The sequence below is a fragment of the Acinetobacter sp. S4397-1 genome (assembly GCF_024129285.1).
GTDB lineage: Bacteria > Pseudomonadota > Gammaproteobacteria > Pseudomonadales > Moraxellaceae > Acinetobacter > Acinetobacter lwoffii_C.
The window spans coordinates 39,329-63,646 of record NZ_JAMXXZ010000009.1 but is presented as its reverse complement, the minus strand read 5'-3'; the positions used below and the strand labels follow the sequence as shown (position 1 = coordinate 63,646).

The window sequence follows — 24,318 nt, the reverse complement described above, 5'->3', positions numbered from 1 at the left end:
TAAGCAGGTTTAAGTATTAAGATTTAAACTGCCTATATGGCAGTGAACACGTGCTGAGGTCGGAATATAGGACAAGTATTTTTCTAAGCTGCCTATATGGCAGTGAACTAATGGGCTCGGTGAAAGACGGTATCATTTCTTTTCTAAGCTGCCTATATGGCAGTGAACAAAACAGTTAATAGTCTAATTAGCACTTTATTTTTCTAAGCTGCCTATATGGCAGTGAACGTCAAGGATATATTGAAAATGCTGGACAGCTATTTCTAAGCTGCCTATATGGCAGTGAACCCTCAGGGCCGGTAGCAACCACAGCAGGAACTTTTCTAAGCTGCCTATATGGCAGTGAACATCAAAACCCGCACAAGAATGAAAAAGAAAAATTTCTAAGCTGCCTATATGGCAGTGAACTAATCATGGTTTAGCCTCCAATGCAGCAACTCTTTCTAAGCTGCCTATATGGCAGTGAACCAATGTCATTTGCAGCTGGAATGTTTTCAAGTTTTCTAAGCTGCCTATATGGCAGTGAACCTTGAATAATCAGCTTCCCGCCTTTTTCTGATTTTCTAAGCTGCAGCGATGCTCTGTAAATTTCTGCAATAACTGCTGTCTAAACTCTTGCTCAGTCATCTTCTCTTTGGCACAGATAAAGGCATAAGGCAGAACGACCGCATCCTTAACCAAATCCGCCACATCAAACACCAAAGCCCCACGGCGGGTTTTTCCATGCATCACCGCAAAACCATGCGGAATACCTAAAACCCAAAGTGTTGTTGCTGCGAGTCCATAGGCCAAGTAATTGCCATGATTGAGGAAATCATTGGCTAAATCCCCCTGTTCCGGATTGCGGCTAAAATCTTTTAAGCCTGTGCGTGTTGCCGCAATTTTATAAAGCTGCTTGGTCATAGCCGCTTCGGTTAACAAGAGGTCGCCGACTTTATTTAAATGCGGTATTTTCTTCTCAAAACCTGTCAGTGCCTGCTGAATATCCAGATCATCCAGATAAAAACCTTCGGCTTTTAAATCACGGTCTTTGTCCCAAACTTTTCTGATAAATTCAATCCGAGCCTGCTGAAACTGCTTGGCAACTTCTAAACGTTTTGCATCATCAAACCAGAATTGCATCCAGCCTTGCATGTATTCGGTTGGGCGATATTCACTTTGCGGTGTCATCCATTCAATTTCACAACCCATAAATAAAGGTGTGCCGCCTCCGCCACAAAACCCAACCAGAACACCTGCACTGGCCAGCATACGCATCGCGGCCTGGGTAATTGATGTTCCCGTTCCCAGCATAATGACCGTGGTATTGGCGATCGGAATATTCCAGTACTGGTTTTCATTTTTGGCTTCTGTCAAATACAGGACCCGACCATCTTTTTGCATGACCCGGGCATGTTCCAGGTAGTACACATTCGCGCGTTTGGAATGCAAGATGGCTTTAAGATCTGAAGGATTAAGTTGTTGCATTTTCTATTATTCTTAGTATCAAGTTAAGATCAATATAATGAGATTTATCAACAAATTCGAGCCTAATTTCAAGTTAGGCGACATTTTATGTCTCTTATTCGTCTCTTATAGAAATACAGTTTTAGGCCGTCTCTTGGAATGCCTAGCTGTCTTATTCAAAAGGATTGAGCTTAATTTCATGCGAATTGCTCTATCCCCATCCTCTGCTGGATGAACTCTATTAATTAAGTTATTGGTCTTCTGCTTTATTTTTATATTAGAGTTATCTCACAAATCATTCTTTAATTAACGTAAAGGAAATTCCCTTTCCTTATACGAGTGGGTCAGACAGAGGCTCTTATACCCCCCCTCATCTTCTTGCGGAGCATGCTCTCATCCCAAAGAGAGAAGGAACTTTTAATCTCTGTTTAAACATGTAATTAGCATTATTATTTTTCGATTGAAGAAAGAGATCTACTGATCAGACATTTATATAGAATCAGAACACCTCACTCTGCCCCAACACCTCATATAGACACGTGCTTCAAAACGCCTCATTCTGCCATGATGATCATTAAAAAGTGATTCATTTTTGATAGATATCATCAACCTTTAAATGAATGTTTTAAAATTAGCTGGTTTTTTCAGTTTGATATATCACTTCATAATCATTTAAATCTAAATGTTTTAACCGCTGCTTCAATGTTTTCAATGACCATGGCCAAGCCGCAAAATTACGCCCATTGGCGTCCAGATAATAACTCTTACAACCACCTGCATTAAAAACTGTTGTTTTTAAATGTTTTTGTACCAGCTCATTATGTTCTCTGATCACCTTTGGCTTAATGTTCAGTTGACTAATTCCCTGTTGCTTAATTTTAAGCAGACCATCCACAATATAATCCAGTTGTGCTTCTGCCAAACCAATAAATGAATCATAAACCAATACATTCGGCCCCAAGATCAAAAAAGCATTCGGTACATTTTCAATGCTGGTGCCTAAATAAGCTTCTGGTGAATTATGCTTCCACAAATCATGCAAACATTCACCCTTCTCATTGCTAATCCGCTTACCAATCGGTGGATGAGAAACCTCAAAACCTGTTCCCCAAATAATGACATCGACTTCATGGCGTTCACCATTTGCAGATACCACGTGATTGCCTTCTACTTTCACCAAGCCATGTGGAATCAGCCGGGTATTTGCCTGCTGTAAAGCTGGATAATAATTATTGGCAAATAACAAACGTTTACAGCCAAGAGTAAAGTTTGGAGTTACATTTTCGCGTAGTTCAGCATCTTCAATCTGAAAACGCAGTATCAGTTTGGCCAGTTCACCCACCGGTTTTAATACCGCTGGGTTACGTAGTCCAAAATTAATTGCATTCAGTGACTGGGCCACTGTTTTCCGCCACGCTGTCTGAATGAAAGGAAATTTGGCAATCATTGCCCTGCTGAGCTCACCCAGCTCCATATCAGGTTTTGGAACCACCCACGGAGCTGTGCGCTGGAAGACATACAGTGCTTTGGCTTTGGGCTGAATCTGGGGCACAAACTGAATGGCCGAGGCACCCGTGCCAATTACTGCAATCCGCTTATCTGTCAAATCATATTCATGATTCCATTGCGCTGAATGGAACATCTCACCTTGAAAAGTGTCAAGGCCTTCAAGCTGTGGAGTTTGAGCTTCGGTAATAGGACCTGTGGCAAAAACCACGGTCCTGGACAGGTATTGGCCTTTATTGGTCTTAATCATCCACAGATGACACTGTTTATCCCATGCCGCATTTAATAGTTCAGTTCCAAATTCAATCTTGGCGCGGATCTTAAACTTTTCACTGACCTCTTCCAGATAATTCAGGATTTCAGGTTGACGTGCAAACAGATGACTCCAGTTTGCACTGGGCGCAAATGAATAAGAATATAACGCCGAGGGCACATCACAGCCACAACCTGGATAAGTGTTTTCACGCCAGGTCCCACCGACCCGGGTCGCCTTTTCAATCATCTTGTAATTGTGATAACCCGCCTGATCAAGGCGAATGGCGGTGGCAATGCCTGAAATACCTGCACCCACAATAAATGTATCGTAAATATGTGGGGTTAATGCTTTTCTTTTAGCGGTGTCTAATTTTTCTGCTTGAGCTGTCATTTTAAATGTCCCTTAACTCTGATATTGACTTGGCTATCTTGCCAAGCTTTTTATCCTGATCTCCGCACTGACTTTAGACCTGAACTATTTATATGTCAGACACGCTGCTATGTTTATTGATTTAGCTTTCAAGTGAAGAGATTTCTTATTCCGCCTCATAGCCCAGATCGCGGAAGGTATTTCCTGTCTCCTACGAAAAAGGCTGGAGATTTTTATATTTCACTTCATTAACCGGTACAAATTACCCAAAAATTTCGCATATAAATTTGGAGCCATTCGTTTCATCAACCAGAATAATTTGGCATCAAGCTGGGGAATAGTATAAAGCTGGCCTTGATCCAGACGATCCAAAGTCAGTTCCGCGACTTTATTGCTAGTGGTCAAGGCCAGATTAGTCAGGGCATAATCCATAATTCCTTTATGCGGGAGCTTGCCATTTTTAATAATATTGGTCGGCACCAGCGTCGGACAGACGACATTGACTTGGATATTAAACTTTCTCAGCTCGGCAGCCAGTGTTTCCGATAAAGCTCGCACACCGGCTTTAGTGACGTTATAGGCGGTCATTTCTGGAGCGGCGGTATAGGAGGCTGCTGAAGCGACATTAATAATGGCCCCATGTCCTAACTTTTTAAATTTAGGCACAAAATAATGACAACCATGCACCACGCCCCACAAATTTACATCAGTGACCCATTTCCAGTCGTCCAGCGTCACTTCATCAAACTTGCCACCCAAGCCGACCCCTGCATTATTAATCAGCAATGTGGTGGGGTGCTGCATTAACTGCTCGGCCTGATTCGCCAGCTGCTCGACTTGTCTGGCATTACCCACATCACATTTCACGGCAAACGCTTGGGCACCCGAGGCTGTAATCAGCGCAACAGTTTCTTCAGCAGCCTCCAGATTAATATCAGCACACACCACCATACCGCCCCGTTTGGCCAGCTCAAGGGCGAAATTACGGCCAATCCCGCTTCCAGCTCCTGTCACCACGGCAAAGGCATTCTGGCTGGGCTTGGTTTTTTTTCTAAATAATTTCATTTTTATTATCCAGCAAATATAGTCTTGAACAGAATTAGCTTAGGCAGAAGCTGCAGGTACAGGCGGTACAAATTCTTTCAAAAAATAAGGTGTCAACAATCCGGTTTCAGGATGCAATAATCGCTCTTTGTAATAGGCCAGATAGGCTGTCGTATCATGATCATTGGGATGAAAGCTCGGACGCAGATATTCCAGAATATGCACAAAGCTGCTACCAAACACGCCACGCTCACTGCCAAATAACAAGGCTGTGCTTTCTAGCACATCTTTCATATAACGCGGATTTATCAAATTGCTGGGTTTACGCACAAATGGCATGAGATAACCGCCAAGCGACACCCCGCCCAGAATGGTTAAGCTTGCCAGTAAAAAACCGGTAATTCGTAGCCAGTAATTACCTGATAATTCCAGAAACACATCATAAGCAATATCTTTATGTTCGGATTCTTCCAGCATATGCCACATCCACATGGCACGCTGTCTTTCATCCTGTGAACCCAGCAGATATGGCTCGTGCTGCATCATAAACTCGGCTAGAACCGCTGTATAGTGTTCAATTCCGGCCATTAAGGAAAGCTGTAAGGAATGGGGCAGTTTGTAGATGCCATAATCAAACACTTTTGCAGCGATGGCGCGCAGCAACTCGACGGGATAGCCATTTTCCTTTAAAACTTCATCATTAAACTGATTATGAATTTTGGAATGAATGGCCTCTTGTCCAATCAGGGAGGTAAGCCTCTGTTTCAACACCGGATCATCAATAAAATCCCGATGATGACGTGCAGTTGCAATTACCACATCTTCACCAAAAGTCAAAAAAATTGATAAGGCATGAAAATAAGAAGAGGCTAATTCTTTATTGAGGAAAAAGCGCTTATCTAGCTCTGCCGGGTTAAATTTAAAATCAAAGTGACGAATCGGAATGGGGGATTTATCGACAATATTTTGAACAATTCCCTGATATTTCGTACTTAATTTTTCTGTAAAAACGTTTCTAATAGTTTGAGTGACCATAGTTTAATCCCTATAGAGAGAATAAAAAAATCCAAAACCAGCACCGGAGTTGAAGCGTAAAATTGTTTATAAGGTTGTTTCTGCAATTTTACTGAATACCATCCTTCAAACCTCAAGCCAGATCGTGCCGCATCCTTCCTGAAAAAGTTTAAAGGGGTGCCTGAATTCCTAACAGCATAGTGCACTGATAAAATATGACCAGAACCAAACTGCCCATATCACTATGAACTTTTTTGCCAATTCTGTGGATTAACATTTGCCTTACAGATGTGGCTTAGAAACCAGCCTCTGGATTTATTTTCCATGGCACAGCAAGTGCATATTGGATGGCAATGCAGACTCTAATTCAGAGGATGGGTTTACTTACTTCCAGGGATAAAATTAAAAAGTTATTTTCAAACAAATCCTTGATTGCAAATATTAAAAAAACAGATAGCTCTACCCTGATGTACCAGTGACAGTTAAAACGATGAGGTCAATACCTCAGCATACCTAAGAGTGGTGCTACAAAATTTTAACTCGGAGATTAAAGGATTCTGAAAAACGGTTAGCTCAAGTCAAAACCTTAACAAAAATTAAATGGTAAAATATAAATTCACCTTGATCTTCGCCTATAGGACTTACGCACTATTATTTATAGATTCTCTGTGGCAGCAGATGATTTTTATCGAGAATAAATTCATCAATAAAGTTCTTGATAATTGGTCTAAATAATTTCTTCTGCCAACGATATACATTTTCAAAGATCCGCTCAAACTGGTTCTTTTGTATCTCAACATAGGCCATCAAGGCTGAGAAAATATGATTCAAAATTAGCTTGGATCGTCTTACTTGAAACTTTTCAATATGACAAACCTGTTTAATCACTCGATGATATTGTTCTATTTTCCAATGACTTGAATGTAATTCATAAAAACCATCAAAGGGCAATAAATCATCTTCATCTTGATGCACAATATAAAATCTCTGCTGTTCTTTTAACTGAGTCTTAAATAACTGTACAAAGCCAACATCTTTGAGCCAGACCACTTGACCCTAATGAAAATTCGGCAATAAACGGAGTTGAAACCATTGTCCTTTTTCAGGGGAAACCTTACGGTTACTGTCGACACCAAACATAAATCGAATACCATATTTTCTTATGGTTTTTAGATTTTCAGTCGATGAATACCAACTATCACCTGTAATGAATTGAATCTTTGCACCCCAATCGAGTACTTCGCTTAACATCTCCATAAAGTAATCATTCTTGGTTTTACTTTCTGACTTATCATAAATTCGAAAATTAATTGGAATATTTTTGCCATGTTGATCTGTCGCATACAAGGTAATGAGATTAATACCCTTGACGGATCGGTGGTGTTTACCTGACCAAAAATAGCTAACTAAGTCCATATGTTGACTATATGGCTTATCTAAAACAGTATCATCAATACTGACTATAAGTTTATTATTATCAATGTGTTGAATTGCTTCTTGATATAGATCGTGAGCTGTGTAGTCTTCACGCTCCAAAAAGCGATTTACACTGTCATGCGAGATATTATAAGTCTCGGCAAGTTGTGTGCAGCTAATAGAGTTTGGTTCTGTCATGAGAAAGCCCATATAAATGGGTAATGTACAAGTTGCTGTAGAAGCATGTTTAGTTCGTCTGATCACAGATACGTTATAAAGTAGTTTGAGACTTTTTTAAATCCGTCAATGCGTAAGTCCTAGCCTAAAACAAAAAATGGATATTAAAACAATATCCACTTTTTTAATGCTTGAACTAACCGATCAAGGCTTTTCACCTTGAGCCAAGCGCTGCTCAATCTCATTTAGCACAGCAGGCAAGTCTGCAATACTGTCAATGACATAATGCGCTCCTGAAGCATGCATTTTTGCATAAGCTTTTTCTTTTAGACTGTCCTGTTCAGACTCCGGCAGTGCCTTCCATTCTTCATAGCTCAGACCAACCTCATTGCCACTCACGGCCAAGCCTACCGTCCAGCATCCCCCATTTAAGCCCTCATGAATACCTACGACGGTATCATCCACTTTCACCACTGTTTTAATATCCAGAACATCCAGTTCAATCAAGTTTTTCCATAACATTTCTGGATACGGACGACCATGTTTCACGTCACTCGCAGTAATAATGCAATCAGGCACATAACCTTGTTGCGCTGCATCTTTTACCAACTCAGTAATCATCATGCTGGCATAACCGGTATTGCTGCCGATTTTTGCTCCACGTGCGCGAATATCTGCAAATGTTTCCAGTGCGCCCGGAATCAGCTGTGAACATTGCGGAATGGCTTTTAACTGATAAGGAATAAAGTCCTGATATAAACGGTCAATATCGGCGATGGTCACTTCTGCCCCATGTGCCTGCTTCCATGCAGCTGCCACACGCGGCATGGCTAACACAGCTGCAATATGATCGCGTTTCTCCAAACCCATCGGCGCACGTGCTTCTTCAATCGTGATTGCAACCTGATTATCTGCAAACAATGCCATGAAAGCTAAAATTGGAGCACGTGAGCCAAAATCGACTGTGGTTCCAGCCCAGTCGAAAATAACTGCTTGCAAAGTATTAGATGAAATTGTCATGAGTCTTTCCTTAAAAAAAATTAAATATAAATCAATAAAAATAAGCTAAATTATTTCTGGCAGTAGACTGAGATTGCAGCCAGTAAACGTTGAATGTCTTCCAGATAAACCTCGCCAATATTGCCAATCCGGAAACAGTTCAAATCGGTGACTTTGCCGGGATAGATGACAAAACCCGCCTGTTTTAAATTCTCATAGAGCTCCTGAAAGCTAAAATCGGCCGTATTTGGATACATAAATGTGGTAATGATTGGTGATTGTGGAATATCAGCATCAAGTACCAGTTTAAAACCAAGTTTTTGCATGCCATCCGCAAGACATTTTTGATTATTCAAATAACGCTGATAACGGGCTTCAACCCCGCCTTCCTGCTCCAGTTCCAGCAAAGCCTGATAAAATGCACGTACCACATGTGTAGGTGAAGTAAAACGCCATTTACCATCATGCTGTTCCATGGTGTTCCATTGATCGTAAAGATCCAGACTTACTGAACGCGCCTGACCTTTGCAGGCTTGTAATTGTTCACGTTTTGCCAGAATAAAACCAAAACCGGGCACCCCCTGAATACATTTATTGGCACTTGAAATTAAAAAGTCGATTTCAAGCTTTGCAATGTCCATCGGCACCCCTCCAAATGAACTCATCGCATCCACGATCCAGACTTTGCCGGCAGCTTTCACAAGACGGCCAATCTCTTCAATAGGATTGAGCAAGCCCGTCGTAGTCTCACAATGCACACAAGACACATGAGTAATACTTGAATCGCTTAATGCCTTTTCAATATCACTTAAATCGGGAACTTGAGTCTCTGGATAAGCCAGCTCAACCACCTCAATATTTAAGCAACGTGCCATCTGCACCATGCGGGCACCATAGGCCCCATTATTAATAATTAAGATTTTGCCATTTTTAGGCAGGGCTGAACCCAATACAGCTTCTACAGAAAAACTGCCACTTCCCTGCATCAGCACGGCGCTGTAAAGTTCTGTTTCTGAGGTCGCCAAAGCCACTAAGCGCTGGCGAATATCTTGCACCAGACCATTGTATTCTTTGTCCCAGGTACACCAGTCACGCTGCATTACCCGGCGCACGGCTGGAGAAGTCGACAATGGCCCAGGGGTAAGCAGTAAATATTTGTTTTCTAGTTCAACATGCGCGTTCATTCATCAATTCCTTACTGAGACTTTCACTTTAATTACAATCAATATAGCTCAATCTGGTTTAAACCAGATTACAGAATATGGTTTTTTAATACTTCTTGCATAAAACCTGCACCTGTAGTCATCCCCTTGCCTGCAATAGCACTTATCAAGTAAATATTTGGTTCCGCTTCGGTTACACAGGCCAGCTCTTGAGGATGTGTGAGGTAATAACCATTCCAGCGAGACTCAATGGCTGGAAGTTTCAAACCTATTTTTTCTTTACAGTATTTAAGAATAAATTGATTGATTTCTTCACGTTGATTAAATTGTGGTGCATCTTGAATGGCATGATATTCATGACTGTCACCTAAAATAATCTGTCCGAATTCATTTTGTTTGATCAGAATATGAATTCCGTAGTCTTTGACCAGACCTTGCTGTGATTCTTCTTTTAATGCTTGATGACTGGGGCAAATTTCAAAAGCAGGATAGCGGGAGATAGATAAACCCGAATAAATCGATGCTTTCAGATCATGCGCCAAAGGCTGAGTCAGTGCCATTTGTAAAGCACAGCGCTGCAGACCCAAGTGCTGCAAGAGTTCTGGATATAAAATTTGTGTCGTTTCTCCATGACAGATCAAGACTTTTTCTGCACGATAGTGCTGTCCTGAAGCCAGCTGGATTTCAGCATGTCCACGGTGATAATGGGTGCGTACTACACAGGCATTACAATAGATTTCAATACCCAGTTGCTTGGCATATTGCAATAAACGATGTCCTGCCAGATGTGGTTCAACCGAATAATCTTCCTGAAATATTAAGGCACCGCTGATGTTGGCGCTGTGGTCCAGGTAACCATAACGTTCAAACACTTGTGTGCGGCTCAATAGTTCGACCGGAATCTGGTAATCCGGTGCAGCTTGAGCAAACTCATTCAGCACTTGCCATTCCAAAGCGGTATTGGCCAGATATAAACCATCGCGCTGCTGAAATGAAATATCATGCTGCGCTTGAATGCGCTGATAAAACTTGCGGGTTTCGAGCGCGTATTGGCGCCATTTTGCATCTGGACGGCTTAAGGTTGACGTGCCGACCATGCCAAAGTTCCGCCGGGTTGCGCCCACGGGTTGGGCATCTTTTTCAAAAAGCTGAACTTTCAGCCCCTGTTCAGCCGCCTGAATGGCTGCTGACAGTCCTAAAATACCGGCGCCGACAATAATTAAATCTGTTTTTGCTGTGTTCATCGAAGGTTTCCATGCCTTTTCAAGTTTTTCAGGATGAAGAATCCTAAGCCTTGTTAAAAAGCGTTCAAAAAATAAGTATTCATTAAGGTTTAAAACAAATTAAAAGGATGAAAAATAGAGCTCTTTTCTCACCTAATGCTGATGCTCGCGCCAGCGCTGACTCGACTTCATCATTTTCCGGGTCAACAGCCAGTGCAACAGCTTGACTACACAGGACGTCACTAAAATCAAAATGCTCATGGCAACCGCTGCCACGGTATCCCCGGCATCATCCATATTCAGCACGGCCACCGAAGCCAAATTGGTATCCGGTGAGTAAAGGAAAATGGCCGCTGAAACCGTCGTCATGGCATTGACAAAGATATAGACCGACACATCACATAACGCAGGAAAGGTTAAAGGCAAATAGACTTTGTAAAACATTTTCCAATTTGAGGCTCCCAGACTTTGCGCAGCATGATCCAGTTGGGTCGGAATCTGTTTAATGGCATTGCTCAAGGTTAAATGCGGCACGGTGTAGTAATGGATAATGGTCGAAATCACTAATAAGGTTAATGAACCATATAGCACCGACATGGGATTTTCAGGCTGATTAAAAAACAGGATATAGGCTATTCCGAGTACCAGCCCGGGTACGGCCAATGGTAATAAAACCAGCATCTGCACATAATTTTTAATCACACGATGGGCTTTAAAACGCTCGGTAAATAAAGCAATGATGAAAATCAGTGCCGTACCGGCCAGTGTGCTCCAAAGTGCCAGCTGAATGGAGTTGAAATAACTGGACCAGCCACCGCCATCCACGTAGTCGAAGCGGTAATGGTTTAGCGTCAGCGAAAGATCGTAGGGCCAATAGCGGATAAAAGAAGCCAAGATTGCAGTGACCACAATTAATAAAATACTGCCTGCAATCACGCTGCAAAATATGGTCAGCAGCTTTTCCAGACGCGGATTGTTCTTGATACGATAAGGCTGGATCTGGAAGCTCTGAAAGCGCGCCTGACGACGGCTTTGATAGCGGTCAAAAATAAAGGCCATCACAGCAGGACAAAGCAGCAGAATAGAAATTACTGCCCCCATATTCATATTTTGCTGGCCAATAATTTGCTTATAAACATCCAAAGCCATCATATTGAACGAGCCACCAATTACCTTGGGAATACCAAAATCGGTAATCACATAAGTAAATGCCACCAGACAGGCACTGACCAGTCCGTAACGAATGGCAGGTAAAGTGACCGCCCAATGCGTCTGCCAACTGTTTTTACCTAAAACGTGAGAAGCTTCAATTAAACGCTGGTCAATATTGCGAAAGGAGGCCATCATCAGCATAACCATGGCAGGAAACAGCCAGAAACAGTAACTGATGAGAATGCCCAAAGGCCCATAAATTTGCACATCTCCCAGCAGACCTTTGAACACCCCCTGCTGTCCGAACAGATAGACCAGAGCCAATGAAGGTAAGAGCGAGGGAGCTAAAATCGGCAAAAATGCCACGGTTTTAAAAAATGCCTTGCCTTGCATATGCGTGTTGGTCAAGGCAAATGCATAGATACTGGCCAAACTCACTGTCACCAGCATCGCCGTACAGGCAATCCAGACGGAGTTGAAGATGGAGGACAACAGAGCTGGATTGGAAAAATAGGCTATAAAATTTTGCAGGCCGACAAACTTCTGATTTTCATCCAAAAATGCGCTTTGCAATAATAATAACAGCGGTACAATGAGGCTTAGGGTCAGTACCATTGCTGCAACGAACAGCACTGCACTAGAACGTAATGAATACAATGAAGGTTTGGATTTTTTACTGCTTAAAATGGCTTCTGCGGTTGACTGATTTAACATCTGGCTATTCCTTGCAAGTCAAACACATGTAAAGTCTGAGTCGGGATTTGTAGCCACATGTCATCTGCTAAATTCATGAGTTGCTGATTTTCAATATCAATTTGCAATTGGACTGGCGCAGCCTGTGGGTCATTTTGTTTCAACTCACAAAACAGGCGACGCTTCGCGCCAAGAAATTCCATATTTAAAATACGGACAGCTAAACTAAACTGTCCTTTACGCTCTTCTGGTTTTAGAGCCAATTCAATATTTTCTGGTCTAAATGCAATCTCGAGTTGCTCGCCTGCCCTAAAATTTATGCTTGGATGATCCAACTCATATTGCCCGGCAATCTTTAAACTATGGGTTGAAATTGCTGTGGCCTGAATAAAGTTCATGGTGCCGATAAATTGCGCGACAAAACGGGTTTGTGGCTTATAGTAAATATTGTGCGGAGTATCCAGCTGTTCAATCAGGCCTTTATTCATCACCGCAACACGATCGGAAATACTTAAAGCTTCTTCCTGATCATGAGTGACCATAATTGCAGGTAAATTCAGTTGCTGTTGAATGGCACGGATTTTCTGACGCAGATTTAAACGCACCAAAGCATCCAAGGCAGACAACGGTTCATCCAGCAACAAAATATCGGGTTTCGGGGCAATGGCCCGTGCTAGTGCAACACGCTGCTGCTGCCCACCCGACAATTGGTTTGGATATTTATCACTAATCTCCGGCAGTTCAATCAGCTGTAATAACTCAGTAATGCGTGTTTGGATTTGTGCCGCTGTCCATTGTTTTTTATGCAGGCCAAAAGCAATGTTTTCTGCAACAGTCAAGTTTGGAAACAAAGCATAGTTTTGAAACACAATCCCGCATTTGCGTCTGGCGGTATTCAGGTGAGTAATATCAACATGCTGTTTAATAATCCGGCCATAATCGGGCTGTTCCAGACCTGCAATAATACGCAGCAATGTGGTTTTTCCGCAGCCTGAGGGGCCTAAAAAGCTGACAAACTCCCCCGCTTTTAAATCTAAATTGATATGTTCCAATACTTTTGTGTGGGCAAAAGATTTTTGAATATCTACAGCTTCGAGTACCACTTTCGCATTGGCAGTTGGATAGTTTTTTAAAGTTGACAGTAGATGTCCCGCTGACAACTTTTCCCCTGTTGGAGGCAGAGAGTTTTGTAAATAAGTTGGAATTTGCATACTGTACCTAATTCTAATTTCATTTATTTAAATGACATTTCTTCAATTTCAGTAGAAGCACTATTGTCTTTTTTCTATCTCACCCGGAATCCTGATGCAGGAATTGCCGGGAAGAATCGCTACCGGAGAAATGGCTAATTCATCTAATTTCTAATTTACTTCTCGAACTGTGCTGACCATTTTTTTAAAATTGTGTCGCGCTGCGCTGCCGCCCAGTAAAAATCATTTTTCACCAGTTTTTCTGGCAGATCTTTGGGAAAATCGGTATTGCTACTTTGGACATGTTGATGGGCAACCATGGAAAAATTTTGCGCATACGCCTGATTCGCGGCCTGACTGACAGTCCAATCAATAAATTTCTGTGCGCTGCTCAATTTCTTGGTGCCTTTTACAATCGCAGAGGCTTCCATGTCCCAACCCAAACCTTCTTTGGGATAAATCACCTCTAACGGCGCACCACGGGATTTGAGTTTAAAGCCCGGGTAACCGAATGAAATGCCAATCACGGTTTCACCTTGTGCCGCCATTTTGCAAGGCTTGGAACCAGAGTGAACATATTGAGAAATATTTTTGTCCAATGCCTGCATATAAGACCAGGCTTGCTTTTCACCAAAAATCTGCATCCATGCCGTGACATCCAAATAACCTGTACCACTCGAAGCCGGGTTTGGCATCACAATCATATTTTTATAAATCGGTTTACTGAGATCTTGCCAGGTTTGCGGCATCGGGAGATTTTTCTTTTTTAACTCGACTCGATTAACACATACTGCCGATTCCCAGGCCGTCATGCCTGTCCAGGTCGGAATTTCTTTTTGACTATAAAACTCAGGCTTTAACTGTTCAACATTTTGCGGCCGATACGGCTGTAGCATCTGCTGTTTTTCCATCACCAATAAACTGGTCAAGGCCAGGCCCATCACTACATCTGCTTGCGGATTTTTTTGTTCTGCCAGCAGTTTTGCAGTAATGACACCGGTAGAATCACGGACCCATTTTACTTTTAATTCAGGATGCGCTTTGCGTAGTTCCCATTGATAACGTTTGAGCTGATCGGCTTCTACGGCGGTATAAACCGTAATTTGTTCAGCATCTGGTGAAACTGAACTGGTGGTACATCCTGATATCAAATAAGCCGTACCAAGGCTCAGGACACATAAACCAATCTTTTTTTTACACTGTTTTAAATACTGACTCATCTGCCATTCCTAGTGAATGCGGCTTCTTGATAATCAGTATTTCAGCAAATATTTATGACAGCTTAATTAATCTGGTTTAAACCAGATTGGTTTTTTGTTTTAATTAAGGCCAAGTTATCAATGATAACTAGATCATTGTTGAAATAAGTTCGCTTTTCAACCCGCTCTAAGTTGAAGCTTCAAAATGTAAATCCAGTACATCATGGAGCCAATATTCCTGATCGACATCAGTAATGATGCCGTTTTGATCACGATTGGTTCGACAAATATATAATCCCATGCTTCCTACATTCACATGTAGGGCCTTAGCCTGTTGTTCAGCAAAAGCAGTTGGATAAAGATGGATATGTGCTCGCGTAAGCTGTCGCTGATATTTTTCAGCCATTAGCACAGTGATTGAGTTTTCCAAGTTCTGTGCTAAAAATTCTGGAAAAAGTGTTGCGTTTACTCGGATATGCTCAACCACAGCAGGACGGCCATTAATTGTGCGTCGACGCCAAATTGAATAGATTTGATCTCCAACATTCAGATTTAAATGTTTTGCATCCCATTGAGTTGCAGATACCAGCTCTGCTGAAATAAGCTCTGTGGCGGGAATACTTCCTTGCTCTTGCACATATTGATTAAAGCTTTTGGTAGATTGCGGCCGATAGGCAATGCGGGGGGCACGCACAAACCAGCCGCGACGGTCTAAACGATAAATTAAACCATCCATTTCAAGTGCTAAAAGTGCTTCTCTGACCGCAACACGTGTTGTTGAAAACTGCTCCGATAGTAAGCGCTCAGAGGCTAATTTTGTATTACTGCTTAATTGGCCCGACTCAATTTCATGGGCAATTGCATCTCTTATCGCTATATATTTAGGAATACGCTGGGAAGTTGTAGCCAAATCAGACATAAAGGTAAATTTTAAAAAAACTTAAACTACTATACTAAATTTTTAATTTCAAAGTGATGAAAATCACTAATAACTCGTATTCTGCTTAGGCCACTCATTCCATTAATTAAAGAGTTGACTTTGATTCAGCATACATAAAAAAACAGGCTTCTGAATAGAAAATTCTCTTTTATATAGATGGTTATGCTTATTAAATTTTTTCTATTGAGCAGGTCGTATTCTCAAATGCAAATTGCGGTGTTTTAAAAATCCTCCATACTTATAGAGGCCTTCGAATTTCTAAAAGTCATCAATTATGCAAAAAAACATAGGAAATCAAACAAGCTGGCTGAAGGGATAAACTACTCGGTAAGCTCTTAATGAGTATCAGCCACTTTTTTCAGGTTCATTTATTTTCCACAATTCAGATAAATAAAGAGATTGAGATGATGACCTTCATTTAAAATCTCCAAGACAGCCTTCAAATATCCAAGTTCCACAGTCATTTCTTTAGCTTTCGCACGAGCAATACAAATCATCATATTTTATCGTGATGCTTTTTCATCCCTATCAAGCTAGTAGTCAAAGTGTTCAGCTTGCAAAATCGGAGTTTCACAAGTACCACAGGTTGATACTGTCATTGATACGTGTCATTAGCTTCATTATTACCGTGATAAATATATGCTTTGGGCACAGTTTACCTTAAGCTCACCTAAATAAGCAGCCGCCAATCTTCCATTTATGTATCCAACAAAGTATGCAACTAAAAATACGCCCAAAAAAAAGACCCTTGATGATCAAGGGTCTTTTAGATATTTGGCGGAAGCGGTGAGATTCGAACTCACGGAGGACTCACACCCTCGTCGGTTTTCAAGACCGGTGCATTAAACCGCTCTGCCACGCTTCCATGGCCGTCATCATACGAATCTTTCAGCCAGCTGACAAGTGAAAAGTACAATGAATGCAATCAACTGCATATAGTTTCATCAACTCTTACAATTTAGCTGCCAATTCTGCACCCTCACGGATTGCACGTTTAGCATCCAGCTCAGCCGCAAGCTTGGCCCCACCAATAATATGATAATTGGCCAGCGTATGTTGACCTTCGGCTGGCATTAATGCTTTGACCGATTCCTGGCCTGCACAGACCACCACACTATCTACACGCAGTAACTGGTCATGACCATCAACTTCAATCCATAAGCCTTCATCCGTAACTGCTTTATACTGCACTCCCCGCAGCATGCGTACACCGTGTTTCTTTAATTGTGCACGGTGTACCCAGCCGGAAGTTTTCCCCAGACCTGCGCCAAGAGCAGTGGTTTTACGTTGCAGCAAATAAATTTCCCGGACTGGCGGTTCTACTTCAGCAGGCTGCATTCCGCCTTCGCTGATATAGTTTGGATTCGGATCGACTCCCCATTCACGCTTCCAGTCTTCCAGCGGTTGTGGCTGAGGCTGATGCGGGGGTTTTAACAAAAATTCTGAAACATCAAAGCCGATCCCACCTGCCCCAATCACTGCAACCCGATCACCTACCGGTGTACCACGCAAAACTTCTGCATAAGACAGCACTTGTGGCGCCTCACTACCCGGAATTTTCAACTCACGCGGAATCACCCCTGTGGCAATAATGACTTCATCAAAGCCTTCGCGTTCCAGCTGTTCTTGATTGACCCGGGTATTCAGACGAACATCCACCCCATTTTTTTCCAGCTGCACCTTGAAATAGCGGATCGTTTCATGGAACTCTTCTTTGCCTGGTATGACTTTGGCCAGGTTAAACTGCCCGCCAACTTCATCACTTGCTTCAAATAAAGTCACCTCATGGCCACGACTGGCAGCAACGCTCGCTGCCGACATGCCGGCCACACCTCCACCAACGACGGCGATACTTTTCGGCTTTTTGGTTTTTACATATACCAGTTCAGTTTCGTAGGCGGCGCGCGGATTGACCAGACAAGTTGCCCGTTTATTTTTAAAAGTATGATCCAGACAGGCCTGGTTGCAGGCAATGCACGTGTTGATTTCATCGACCCGATTGGTTGCCGTTTTATTGACCCAGAAAGCATCTGCCAATAATGGTCGTGCCATTTGAATCATATCAGCCTGACCAGAGGCCAAAATCGCTTCTGCTGTATCCGGCATGTTAATCCGGTTCGATGCAATTACCGGGACGGTGACATGCTTTTTAACTTCTGCGGTGTAATCAACAAAAGCTGCTCGCGGCACAGAAGTTACAATGGTAGGAATACGTGCCTCATGCCAGCCAATTCCGGTATTTAGCAAGGTAATACCGGTTTTTTCCAGGGCCTGAGCCACCGTAATCACTTCCTGCATGGTGTTACCGTCATGCACCAGGTCCAGCAAGGACAAGCGGAAGCAGATAATAAATTTCTCACCCACTTCTGCACGGATGGCTTTGACAATTTCTAACGCAAAACGCATCCGGTTTTCAATCGACCCGCCCCAGCGGTCAGTACGCTGGTTCACATGCCGGCTAAGAAACTGGTTTAGTAAATAGCCTTCAGAACCCATAATTTCGACCCCGTCATAGCCTGCTTTTTTGGCCAGACTGGCAGTTTTGGCATAGTCCTGAATAGTTTCCAGAATCTGTTTTTCAGACATCTGGCGAGGTTTAAAAGGTGAAATCGGTGACTTGATCGGGCTGGCTGAAACCACAAAAGGCTGATAGCCATAACGGCCCGCATGCAGAATCTGTAAAAGAATTTTGGCGCCATGTTTATGGACGGCATGCGTGACCAGACGGTGTGGAGCAATATCTCCCAGTGTATTCATAGTTCCGCCGGCAGGCAGTAACCAGCCCTGACGGTTAGGTGAAATCCCGCCAGTAATTAATAGCCCCACGCCACCTTTGGCACGCTCACCAAAATAGGCAGCCAGTTTCGGATAATTATAAAAACGGTCTTCCAGCCCTGTATGCATTGAACCCATTACCACCCGATTTTTAATCGTCGTAAACCCCAAATGTAATGGTTTTAAAATATTTGCATAACGCGTATTGGTCATAAGATCTTCCTGTTTTTATTTAGCCCAAGCCTATTCCTCTTACTTTAACTGATTTCACACGGCTTTTTATGACTATCAGGTCTGCTTTCTCAGGCATAAATCCCAATCTGTGTCGTCATGCTGCATCTGGCTTTTTCAATTACTGTTGCCATTGCCGTGCGCTTGCTTTCCACAAGGCAATCACGCCTAAAACTGTACCGATTGGAAAACTGAATAGCATCAGAGTGGCCATGATTCTGGACAGTGTCCGACCACCGCGATTGCCCTGTTTGACCTTAAGCGATGCCTGAATATTCAAGTAAATCATCAACGCCAGCAATAACAGGATAAATCCTAAGCTCATAACTGAAATTGTCGACTGCTGATATTCCAGATAGCCGAATACAATCGTAGTAAACACCAGCAGACCGGCATAAATACCATGGATCAAGGCCAGGGTTTCATTTTTGGGTTTAGGATTCAGGTTGGGTAAAGGGGGAATACGTGTCGTCATTTTGGGTGCCTCAGCGAATCACTTTTTATCTATTAATGATGAATATAGCGAATATTGCTGATATTCAGCAGTATTTTCAAAAAAACAAGCGTATTTGAAGTGATTTCAGACTATTGATTTCAAATTTTAAACCGAGTTTTCCTTTTCTAAAGCACACCTAAATAAAATAATGATACAATTGATACAATATATGTTTTTTTCAGGCCACCACTTCTGGCGTGCCTATTTCATATCATTAGGATGAACAATGTCTGATAATGCAACTATCTTGCAGAATGTCCCAGTAGGTAAAAAAGTTGGTATTGCCTTTTCTGGTGGTCTAGATACTTCTGCAGCTCTTTTGTGGATGAAACAAAAAGGCGCTGAGCCTTATGCTTACACAGCAAACCTGGGTCAGCCTGATGAAGACGATTACGATGCAATTCCCCAAAAAGCTAAAGCTTATGGCGCTGTAAAAGCACGTTTGATCGACTGCCGTCTACAACTTGCATTAGAAGGTATTGCAGCCATTCAATGTGGTGCATTCCATATTTCTACAGGTGGCGTTCCTTATTTTAATACCACGCCACTTGGCCGTGCAGTAACAGGTACGATGCTTGTAACTGCTATGAAAGAAGATGATGTCAACATCTGGGGTGATGGTTCGACCTATAAAGGAAACGACATCGAACGTTTCTACCGCTATGGTCTGTTGACCAACCCGGCACTCAAGATTTACAAACCTTGGTTAGACCAGACGTTTATTGACGAACTAGGTGGCCGTGCAGAAATGTCACAGTTCCTGATCGACAATGGCTTTGACTACAAAATGTCAAAAGAAAAAGCTTACTCAACTGACTCAAATATGTTGGGTGCAACTCACGAAGCCAAAGATCTTGAATACCTGGACGCTGGTATTAAAATCGTTGAGCCAATCATGGGGGTAGCTTTCTGGAAAGAAGATGTTGAGGTTACGCCTGAAGAAGTATCGATTACTTTTGAAGAAGGCTTCCCGGTTGCCATCAACGGTCAACGTATCGAAGATCCGGTGGAGTTCATTCTTGAAGCGAACCGTATCGGTGGCCGTCATGGTCTAGGTATGTCAGACCAGATCGAAAACCGTATCATCGAAGCGAAATCTCGTGGTATCTACGAAGCTCCGGGTATGGCGCTGCTTCACATCGCTTATGAACGTCTGGTAACAGGTATCCATAACGAAGATACGATTGAACAATATCGTATCAACGGTTTACGTTTAGGCCGTCTACTTTACCAAGGTCGCTGGTTCGATTCTCAAGCCTTAATGCTGCGTGAAACTGCACAGCGTTGGGTCGCAAAAGCAGTCACAGGTACTGTAACGCTTGAGCTACGCCGTGGTAATGACTACACCATTATGAACACTGAATCTCCAAACCTGACTTATGAAGCTGAGCGTTTGACCATGGAGAAAGCTGATTCAATGTTCTCTCCTATGGATCGTATCGGTCAATTGACCATGCGTAACCTGGACATCACTGACACTCGTGCAAAATTAGGCATCTATACAGATTCTGGTCTGTTATCTGTAGGTACAGGTTCTGCTGTTCCTCAACTTAAAGACAAAAACTAAGTCCTTGGGATGAACTCCTTTAAGTTGTAAAACTGCTTTTAATGAGCAATGCCAGTCAGTTAAACATTGACTGGCATTTTTTTATGCTTCATCAACGGCCTAGAAAAACAATAAATAATTTTTAAAGCAACTCTCAGCTATTGGACAAATTTAATTCTAATATTTTGCTGCAAGCCTGCCTTCTTTGCTTTTGAAAGCGCAGAGAGGATTAAATATATACAGTCAGCAAGAAAAGCTTTTCATTTGTCTCTCGCATTCCTGCCTTAAACATCTGCCCTTTTCACTTTCATACATTAAGGCAAGCATTTTAATTTAAAATTAATGACTTATCTTGAAAAAATTGAGCAGCATTTATTTTAAGAGTTCACCATGCCTGCATTTACTGAACGAATCGACTGATAATAAATCTGGTTACGTCCCAACTGCTTGGCCCGATACAGTGCCTGATCGGCAATCTGCAATAAACTGTCCTTATCAAGATTTTCTTCACTACGATAGACCGTGATGCCTAAGCTGATCGTAATCTGATCAGAGATATGAGATTTTTCATGAGGAATTCGCAGTCGATCAATCGCTTTAAAAATGTTGGAAGCCACTGCATAGGCCCCGTGTGCATCAGTTTCCGGCAGCAGCACCACAAACTCTTCACCGCCATAACGCGCGACAAAGTCCATGTGCCGAATCGCATTTTTAATGGTTAAGGCAATACTGGAAATGACATCATCACCTTTTTGGTGCCCATAATAATCATTATAATTTTTAAAAAAATCCACGTCGATAAACAGAATGGCTAAAGCACTTTCATTACACTGTGCCTGCCTGAAAAAAACATCCAGGGTTTCATCCAGAGTTCGACGATTAGAAATTTTAGTCAGCTCGTCCTGCTGACTTAGATGCAACAGCTCGGTGGTGTGAATACGCTGGATTTTTTCACTGATTTTGGCACGCCTACTGTATAAAAATATCATTCTTTCGCGTGCAAAAATCATATGACTAATTACATAACCCAGCAAACAACTTCCCACCAAAATCCGGCCAAATACCAGCGGATTAAACACCACTGCCATGCTGAGCAGCAGCAGGATCGTAGTGAGCGCTGCCATTAAGCCGGTGATCAGCATCTGCACAGGTTTAATCCCGGTGAGGATATAGCCCAGAATATAAATGATCGTCATGATCGCCATTGACTGATGTTGTAAGCTCTCGGCCTGCATAGACATGTTGATATAAGAAATAGACACCAGCAACCAGAACACCAATATCATTGAGGCTTGCGAAAAAAAGCGTTTCAGTTTGGGGAGCGACGCGGCCAGATAGAAGAGTACCAGAGAGATTGCACCATTTAGCAAGCCTAACAGGCAGAGTATGAAATCATGCAAAAAATACTGGGGATCAGCAATCCAGTAATCGGTGGGAATCATGATCAGCAAAAAAATGAAATAGCTCAACACGCCTCCCCAGACGTATTTTTCCACATGCTTGCGTGCACGTTCCAAATGTTTGCTGCAAAACTCCTGCTCCAGACTTTTCGGAAATATTGAGCCGATACGCTGACTTTGGCTTGCAATAAGCTGTTCTATTTTTTCTTTGTCGTTCTGCAATTTTGCAAGATTGTACTTGTAGTCCATTGCCAAGTATTTATGTAATTTTTTTATTAATTACAAAATAACATACTTTTATAAATTAATTTATAGCGCTCATTTATTTTATATCCCTTTCTCGTTACCATTTTTGCTATAGATGGATTATCATTTGTTTTATTTCTCCGATTGAATTCACCTTGGATACGATTACGATTCTCCAGCCAGACGACTGGCATGCTCATCTGCGTGATGGCTTAGCACTACAACGCACCGTTCCTGATTTAGCCAAACAGTTTTCCCGTGCGATCTGTATGCCGAATCTTGTTCCACCAGTTAAAACGGTGGAAGAAGCCCTCAGCTACCGTGAGCGCATTATGGCGCACGTACCGGAAGGCTGTGATTTTGATCCCCGTATGGTGCTGTATTTCACTGACAATACTTTGCCAAGCGAAGTCCAAAAGATTAAAAACTCTGCCTATGTCAATGCCATCAAGCTCTACCCTGCTGGTGCAACCACCAACTCGGATAGCGGCGTGAGTGACATCAGCAAAGTCTATGCCGTCATTGAACAGCTGGAAGAGCACCAGGTGCCCTTACTTCTACATGGTGAAGTCACCCAGCATCATGTGGATATTTTTGACCGTGAAAAACGTTTTCTGGACGAGGTTCTGGCACCTTTGCTAAGACAGTTTCCGAAACTGAAACTGGTCCTTGAGCATATCACCACCAGTGAAGCGGCGAACTTTGTACTGGAACAGGATCGCAATGTAGCGGCCACCATTACTCCACAGCATCTGTTGTTTAACCGCAATGATATGCTGGTCGGGGGGGTGAAACCGCACTTCTACTGTTTGCCAATTTTAAAACGTCAAACGCATCAGCAGACTCTGCTGGAAGTGGCCACTAGTGGTAACCCTAAATTCTTCCTGGGCACGGACAGTGCGCCGCACTCCAAGAATGCCAAAGAAAATGCTTGTGGCTGTGCGGGTTGCTATAGCGCACCGACGGCAATCGAGCTGTATGCCCAAGCCTTTGATCAGGTCGGGAAGATTGAACGTCTGGAAGGCTTTGCCAGCCACTTTGGAGCAGATTTCTACGGTCTGCCACGCAATACCAATACGATTACACTGGTCAAAGAAGACCAGGTGATTCCTGAAAGTCTAGACTACTTGGATGGTGAACAGATTATTCCGCTTTATGCCGGGAAGACCATCCAATGGAGAAAAATGTGACAATTGAAACTCTTCCAGTCATTGGTCAGCGTTTCCGTGGATTTTTACCTGTTGTTGTCGATGTTGAAACAGCAGGTTTTAATGCACAGACTGATGCCCTGTTAGAAATCGCAGCCATTCCGATTGTATATAATGAAGATGGCCAGTTTATGCCAGGTGAAGCTTTTCATGCCCATATCAATCCTTTTGAAGGCGCCAACCTAGATCGCCGCTCTCTGGAGTTTATTGGAATTGATCCCTCCAATCCCATGCGGATCGCCATGGCTGAAGATGAAAAAACTGCATTAAAGCGTATTTTCAAATCAGTCAATGAGGTACGTCGTCAGCAGAACTGCACCCATGCAGTTTTGGTCGGACACAATGCGCATTTCGACTTAGGCTTTGTACAGGCCGCGATTGCCCGTACCGGAACCAAAAACCAGAACCCATTTCACAGTTTTTCTGTCTTTGATACTGTGACCTTAAGCGCGGTGATGTTCGGTCAGACCGTACTGGCAAAATCCTGTATTCAGGCTGGAATTGAGTTTGATGGCAAAGAAGCTCATTCTGCATTATACGATACGCAAAAGACGGCTGAACTGTTTTGCTATATTTTAAACAAACTCGCACCTCACCTGCTTGACACTTGGGTGGCGGATCAATAAGAT

Annotated in this window: 16 protein-coding genes, 1 tRNA gene, 2 pseudogenes and 1 CRISPR repeat array; of the genes and pseudogenes, 3 read left to right on the top strand and 16 right to left on the bottom strand. The window is 42.6% G+C overall.

Going from position 1 to position 24,318, the window contains the following annotated elements; genetic code table 11:
* Window positions 1-20 precede the first annotated feature (20 nt).
* Window positions 21-588: direct repeats of the CRISPR family, unit length 28 nt; unit sequence TTTCTAAGCTGCCTATATGGCAGTGAAC.
* Between the two features lie 21 nt (window positions 589-609).
* The 15 genes and pseudogenes from cas1f to NI467_RS07015 all read right to left on the bottom strand — a co-directional run.
* Window positions 610-1,467: pseudogene (cas1f, locus tag NI467_RS14900) on the bottom strand (type I-F CRISPR-associated endonuclease Cas1f); the annotation flags it as partial.
* Window positions 1,468-2,077: 610 nt separating this feature from the next.
* Window positions 2,078-3,598, bottom strand: coding sequence for an NAD(P)/FAD-dependent oxidoreductase (locus NI467_RS07080; RefSeq protein WP_253152049.1), 1,521 nt, complete (start codon window positions 3,596-3,598; stop codon window positions 2,078-2,080).
* Between the two features lie 219 nt (window positions 3,599-3,817).
* On the bottom strand, window positions 3,818-4,642 hold the full coding sequence (locus tag NI467_RS07075) for an SDR family NAD(P)-dependent oxidoreductase (protein WP_253152048.1): 825 nt from the start codon (window positions 4,640-4,642) through the stop codon (window positions 3,818-3,820).
* A gap of 39 nt (window positions 4,643-4,681) precedes the next feature.
* Window positions 4,682-5,656 carry a metal-dependent hydrolase gene (locus NI467_RS07070; RefSeq protein WP_253152047.1) on the bottom strand — a complete coding sequence of 325 codons (975 nt, stop codon included), beginning with the start codon at window positions 5,654-5,656 and terminating at the stop codon, window positions 4,682-4,684.
* A 630-nt stretch (window positions 5,657-6,286) separates the two neighbouring features.
* Window positions 6,287-7,315: pseudogene (locus NI467_RS07065) on the bottom strand (transposase).
* Between the two features lie 117 nt (window positions 7,316-7,432).
* Entirely contained in the window at window positions 7,433-8,248 is an 816-nt protein-coding gene (gene phnX / locus NI467_RS07060; RefSeq protein ID WP_253152046.1) for a phosphonoacetaldehyde hydrolase, read from the bottom strand.
* A gap of 50 nt (window positions 8,249-8,298) precedes the next feature.
* On the bottom strand, window positions 8,299-9,411 hold the full coding sequence (phnW, locus tag NI467_RS07055; protein ID WP_253152045.1) for a 2-aminoethylphosphonate--pyruvate transaminase: 1,113 nt from the start codon (window positions 9,409-9,411) through the stop codon (window positions 8,299-8,301).
* Between the two features lie 68 nt (window positions 9,412-9,479).
* Window positions 9,480-10,634 carry a TIGR03364 family FAD-dependent oxidoreductase gene (locus NI467_RS07050; RefSeq protein WP_253152044.1) on the bottom strand — a complete coding sequence of 385 codons (1,155 nt, stop codon included), beginning with the start codon at window positions 10,632-10,634 and terminating at the stop codon, window positions 9,480-9,482.
* Between the two features lie 132 nt (window positions 10,635-10,766).
* Window positions 10,767-12,479, bottom strand: coding sequence for a putative 2-aminoethylphosphonate ABC transporter permease subunit (locus tag NI467_RS07045; protein WP_253152043.1), 1,713 nt, complete (start codon window positions 12,477-12,479; stop codon window positions 10,767-10,769).
* On the bottom strand, window positions 12,473-13,669 hold the full coding sequence (locus NI467_RS07040; RefSeq protein WP_253152042.1) for an ABC transporter ATP-binding protein: 1,197 nt from the start codon (window positions 13,667-13,669) through the stop codon (window positions 12,473-12,475). Before NI467_RS07040 ends, NI467_RS07045 begins: the two co-directional genes overlap by 7 nt.
* Window positions 13,670-13,824: 155 nt before the next feature.
* Window positions 13,825-14,868, bottom strand: a complete 1,044-nt coding sequence (locus NI467_RS07035; RefSeq protein WP_151204828.1) for a putative 2-aminoethylphosphonate ABC transporter substrate-binding protein — start codon at window positions 14,866-14,868, stop codon at window positions 13,825-13,827.
* A 166-nt stretch (window positions 14,869-15,034) separates the two neighbouring features.
* Window positions 15,035-15,766 (bottom strand): UTRA domain-containing protein, encoded by a 732-nt coding sequence (locus NI467_RS07030; protein ID WP_253152041.1) that lies wholly within the window; start codon window positions 15,764-15,766, stop codon window positions 15,035-15,037.
* 796 nt (window positions 15,767-16,562) lie between these two features.
* Window positions 16,563-16,652, bottom strand: a tRNA-Ser gene (locus tag NI467_RS07025).
* Between the two features lie 86 nt (window positions 16,653-16,738).
* Window positions 16,739-18,775, bottom strand: coding sequence for an NADPH-dependent 2,4-dienoyl-CoA reductase (locus tag NI467_RS07020; protein WP_253152040.1), 2,037 nt, complete (start codon window positions 18,773-18,775; stop codon window positions 16,739-16,741).
* Window positions 18,776-18,914: 139 nt separating this feature from the next.
* Window positions 18,915-19,268 carry a hypothetical protein gene (locus NI467_RS07015; RefSeq protein WP_253152039.1) on the bottom strand — a complete coding sequence of 118 codons (354 nt, stop codon included), beginning with the start codon at window positions 19,266-19,268 and terminating at the stop codon, window positions 18,915-18,917.
* Between the two features lie 247 nt (window positions 19,269-19,515).
* Between NI467_RS07015 and argG the strand changes: the two genes are divergently transcribed.
* Window positions 19,516-20,856 carry an argininosuccinate synthase gene (gene argG / locus NI467_RS07010; protein ID WP_253152038.1) on the top strand — a complete coding sequence of 447 codons (1,341 nt, stop codon included), beginning with the start codon at window positions 19,516-19,518 and terminating at the stop codon, window positions 20,854-20,856.
* A gap of 356 nt (window positions 20,857-21,212) precedes the next feature.
* Here the strand turns inward: argG and NI467_RS07005 are convergent, their stop codons facing one another.
* Window positions 21,213-22,484, bottom strand: a complete 1,272-nt coding sequence (locus tag NI467_RS07005; protein ID WP_253152037.1) for a GGDEF domain-containing protein — start codon at window positions 22,482-22,484, stop codon at window positions 21,213-21,215.
* 152 nt (window positions 22,485-22,636) lie between these two features.
* On the opposite strand from NI467_RS07005, the gene pyrC reads away from it, so the two are divergent.
* Window positions 22,637-23,671: a dihydroorotase gene (gene pyrC / locus NI467_RS07000; protein ID WP_151206009.1), complete on the top strand. Its 1,035-nt coding sequence runs from the start codon at window positions 22,637-22,639 to the stop codon at window positions 23,669-23,671.
* Window positions 23,656-24,315, top strand: a complete 660-nt coding sequence (gene rnt / locus NI467_RS06995; protein WP_151204834.1) for a ribonuclease T — start codon at window positions 23,656-23,658, stop codon at window positions 24,313-24,315. The genes pyrC and rnt overlap by 16 nt, the downstream gene beginning before the upstream one ends.
* The last annotated feature ends 3 nt before the right edge of the window (window positions 24,316-24,318 follow it).

Excerpts from the sequence above, each read along its gene's own strand:
- NI467_RS07080 (WP_253152049.1), bottom strand. The coding sequence starts at position 3,598 with ATGACAGCTCAAGCAGAAAAATTAGACACCGCTAAAAGAAAAGCATTA.
- NI467_RS07075 (WP_253152048.1), bottom strand. The coding sequence starts at position 4,642 with ATGAAATTATTTAGAAAAAAAACCAAGCCCAGCCAGAATGCCTTTGCC.
- NI467_RS07070 (WP_253152047.1), bottom strand. The coding sequence starts at position 5,656 with ATGGTCACTCAAACTATTAGAAACGTTTTTACAGAAAAATTAAGTACG.
- phnX (WP_253152046.1), bottom strand. The coding sequence starts at position 8,248 with ATGACAATTTCATCTAATACTTTGCAAGCAGTTATTTTCGACTGGGCT.
- phnW (WP_253152045.1), bottom strand. The coding sequence starts at position 9,411 with ATGAACGCGCATGTTGAACTAGAAAACAAATATTTACTGCTTACCCCT.
- NI467_RS07050 (WP_253152044.1), bottom strand. The coding sequence starts at position 10,634 with ATGAACACAGCAAAAACAGATTTAATTATTGTCGGCGCCGGTATTTTA.
- NI467_RS07045 (WP_253152043.1), bottom strand. The coding sequence starts at position 12,479 with ATGTTAAATCAGTCAACCGCAGAAGCCATTTTAAGCAGTAAAAAATCC.
- NI467_RS07040 (WP_253152042.1), bottom strand. The coding sequence starts at position 13,669 with ATGCAAATTCCAACTTATTTACAAAACTCTCTGCCTCCAACAGGGGAA.
- NI467_RS07035 (WP_151204828.1), bottom strand. The coding sequence starts at position 14,868 with ATGAGTCAGTATTTAAAACAGTGTAAAAAAAAGATTGGTTTATGTGTC.
- NI467_RS07030 (WP_253152041.1), bottom strand. The coding sequence starts at position 15,766 with ATGTCTGATTTGGCTACAACTTCCCAGCGTATTCCTAAATATATAGCG.
- NI467_RS07020 (WP_253152040.1), bottom strand. The coding sequence starts at position 18,775 with ATGACCAATACGCGTTATGCAAATATTTTAAAACCATTACATTTGGGG.
- NI467_RS07015 (WP_253152039.1), bottom strand. The coding sequence starts at position 19,268 with ATGACGACACGTATTCCCCCTTTACCCAACCTGAATCCTAAACCCAAA.
- argG (WP_253152038.1), top strand. The coding sequence starts at position 19,516 with ATGTCTGATAATGCAACTATCTTGCAGAATGTCCCAGTAGGTAAAAAA.
- NI467_RS07005 (WP_253152037.1), bottom strand. The coding sequence starts at position 22,484 with ATGGACTACAAGTACAATCTTGCAAAATTGCAGAACGACAAAGAAAAA.
- rnt (WP_151204834.1), top strand. The coding sequence starts at position 23,656 with ATGGAGAAAAATGTGACAATTGAAACTCTTCCAGTCATTGGTCAGCGT.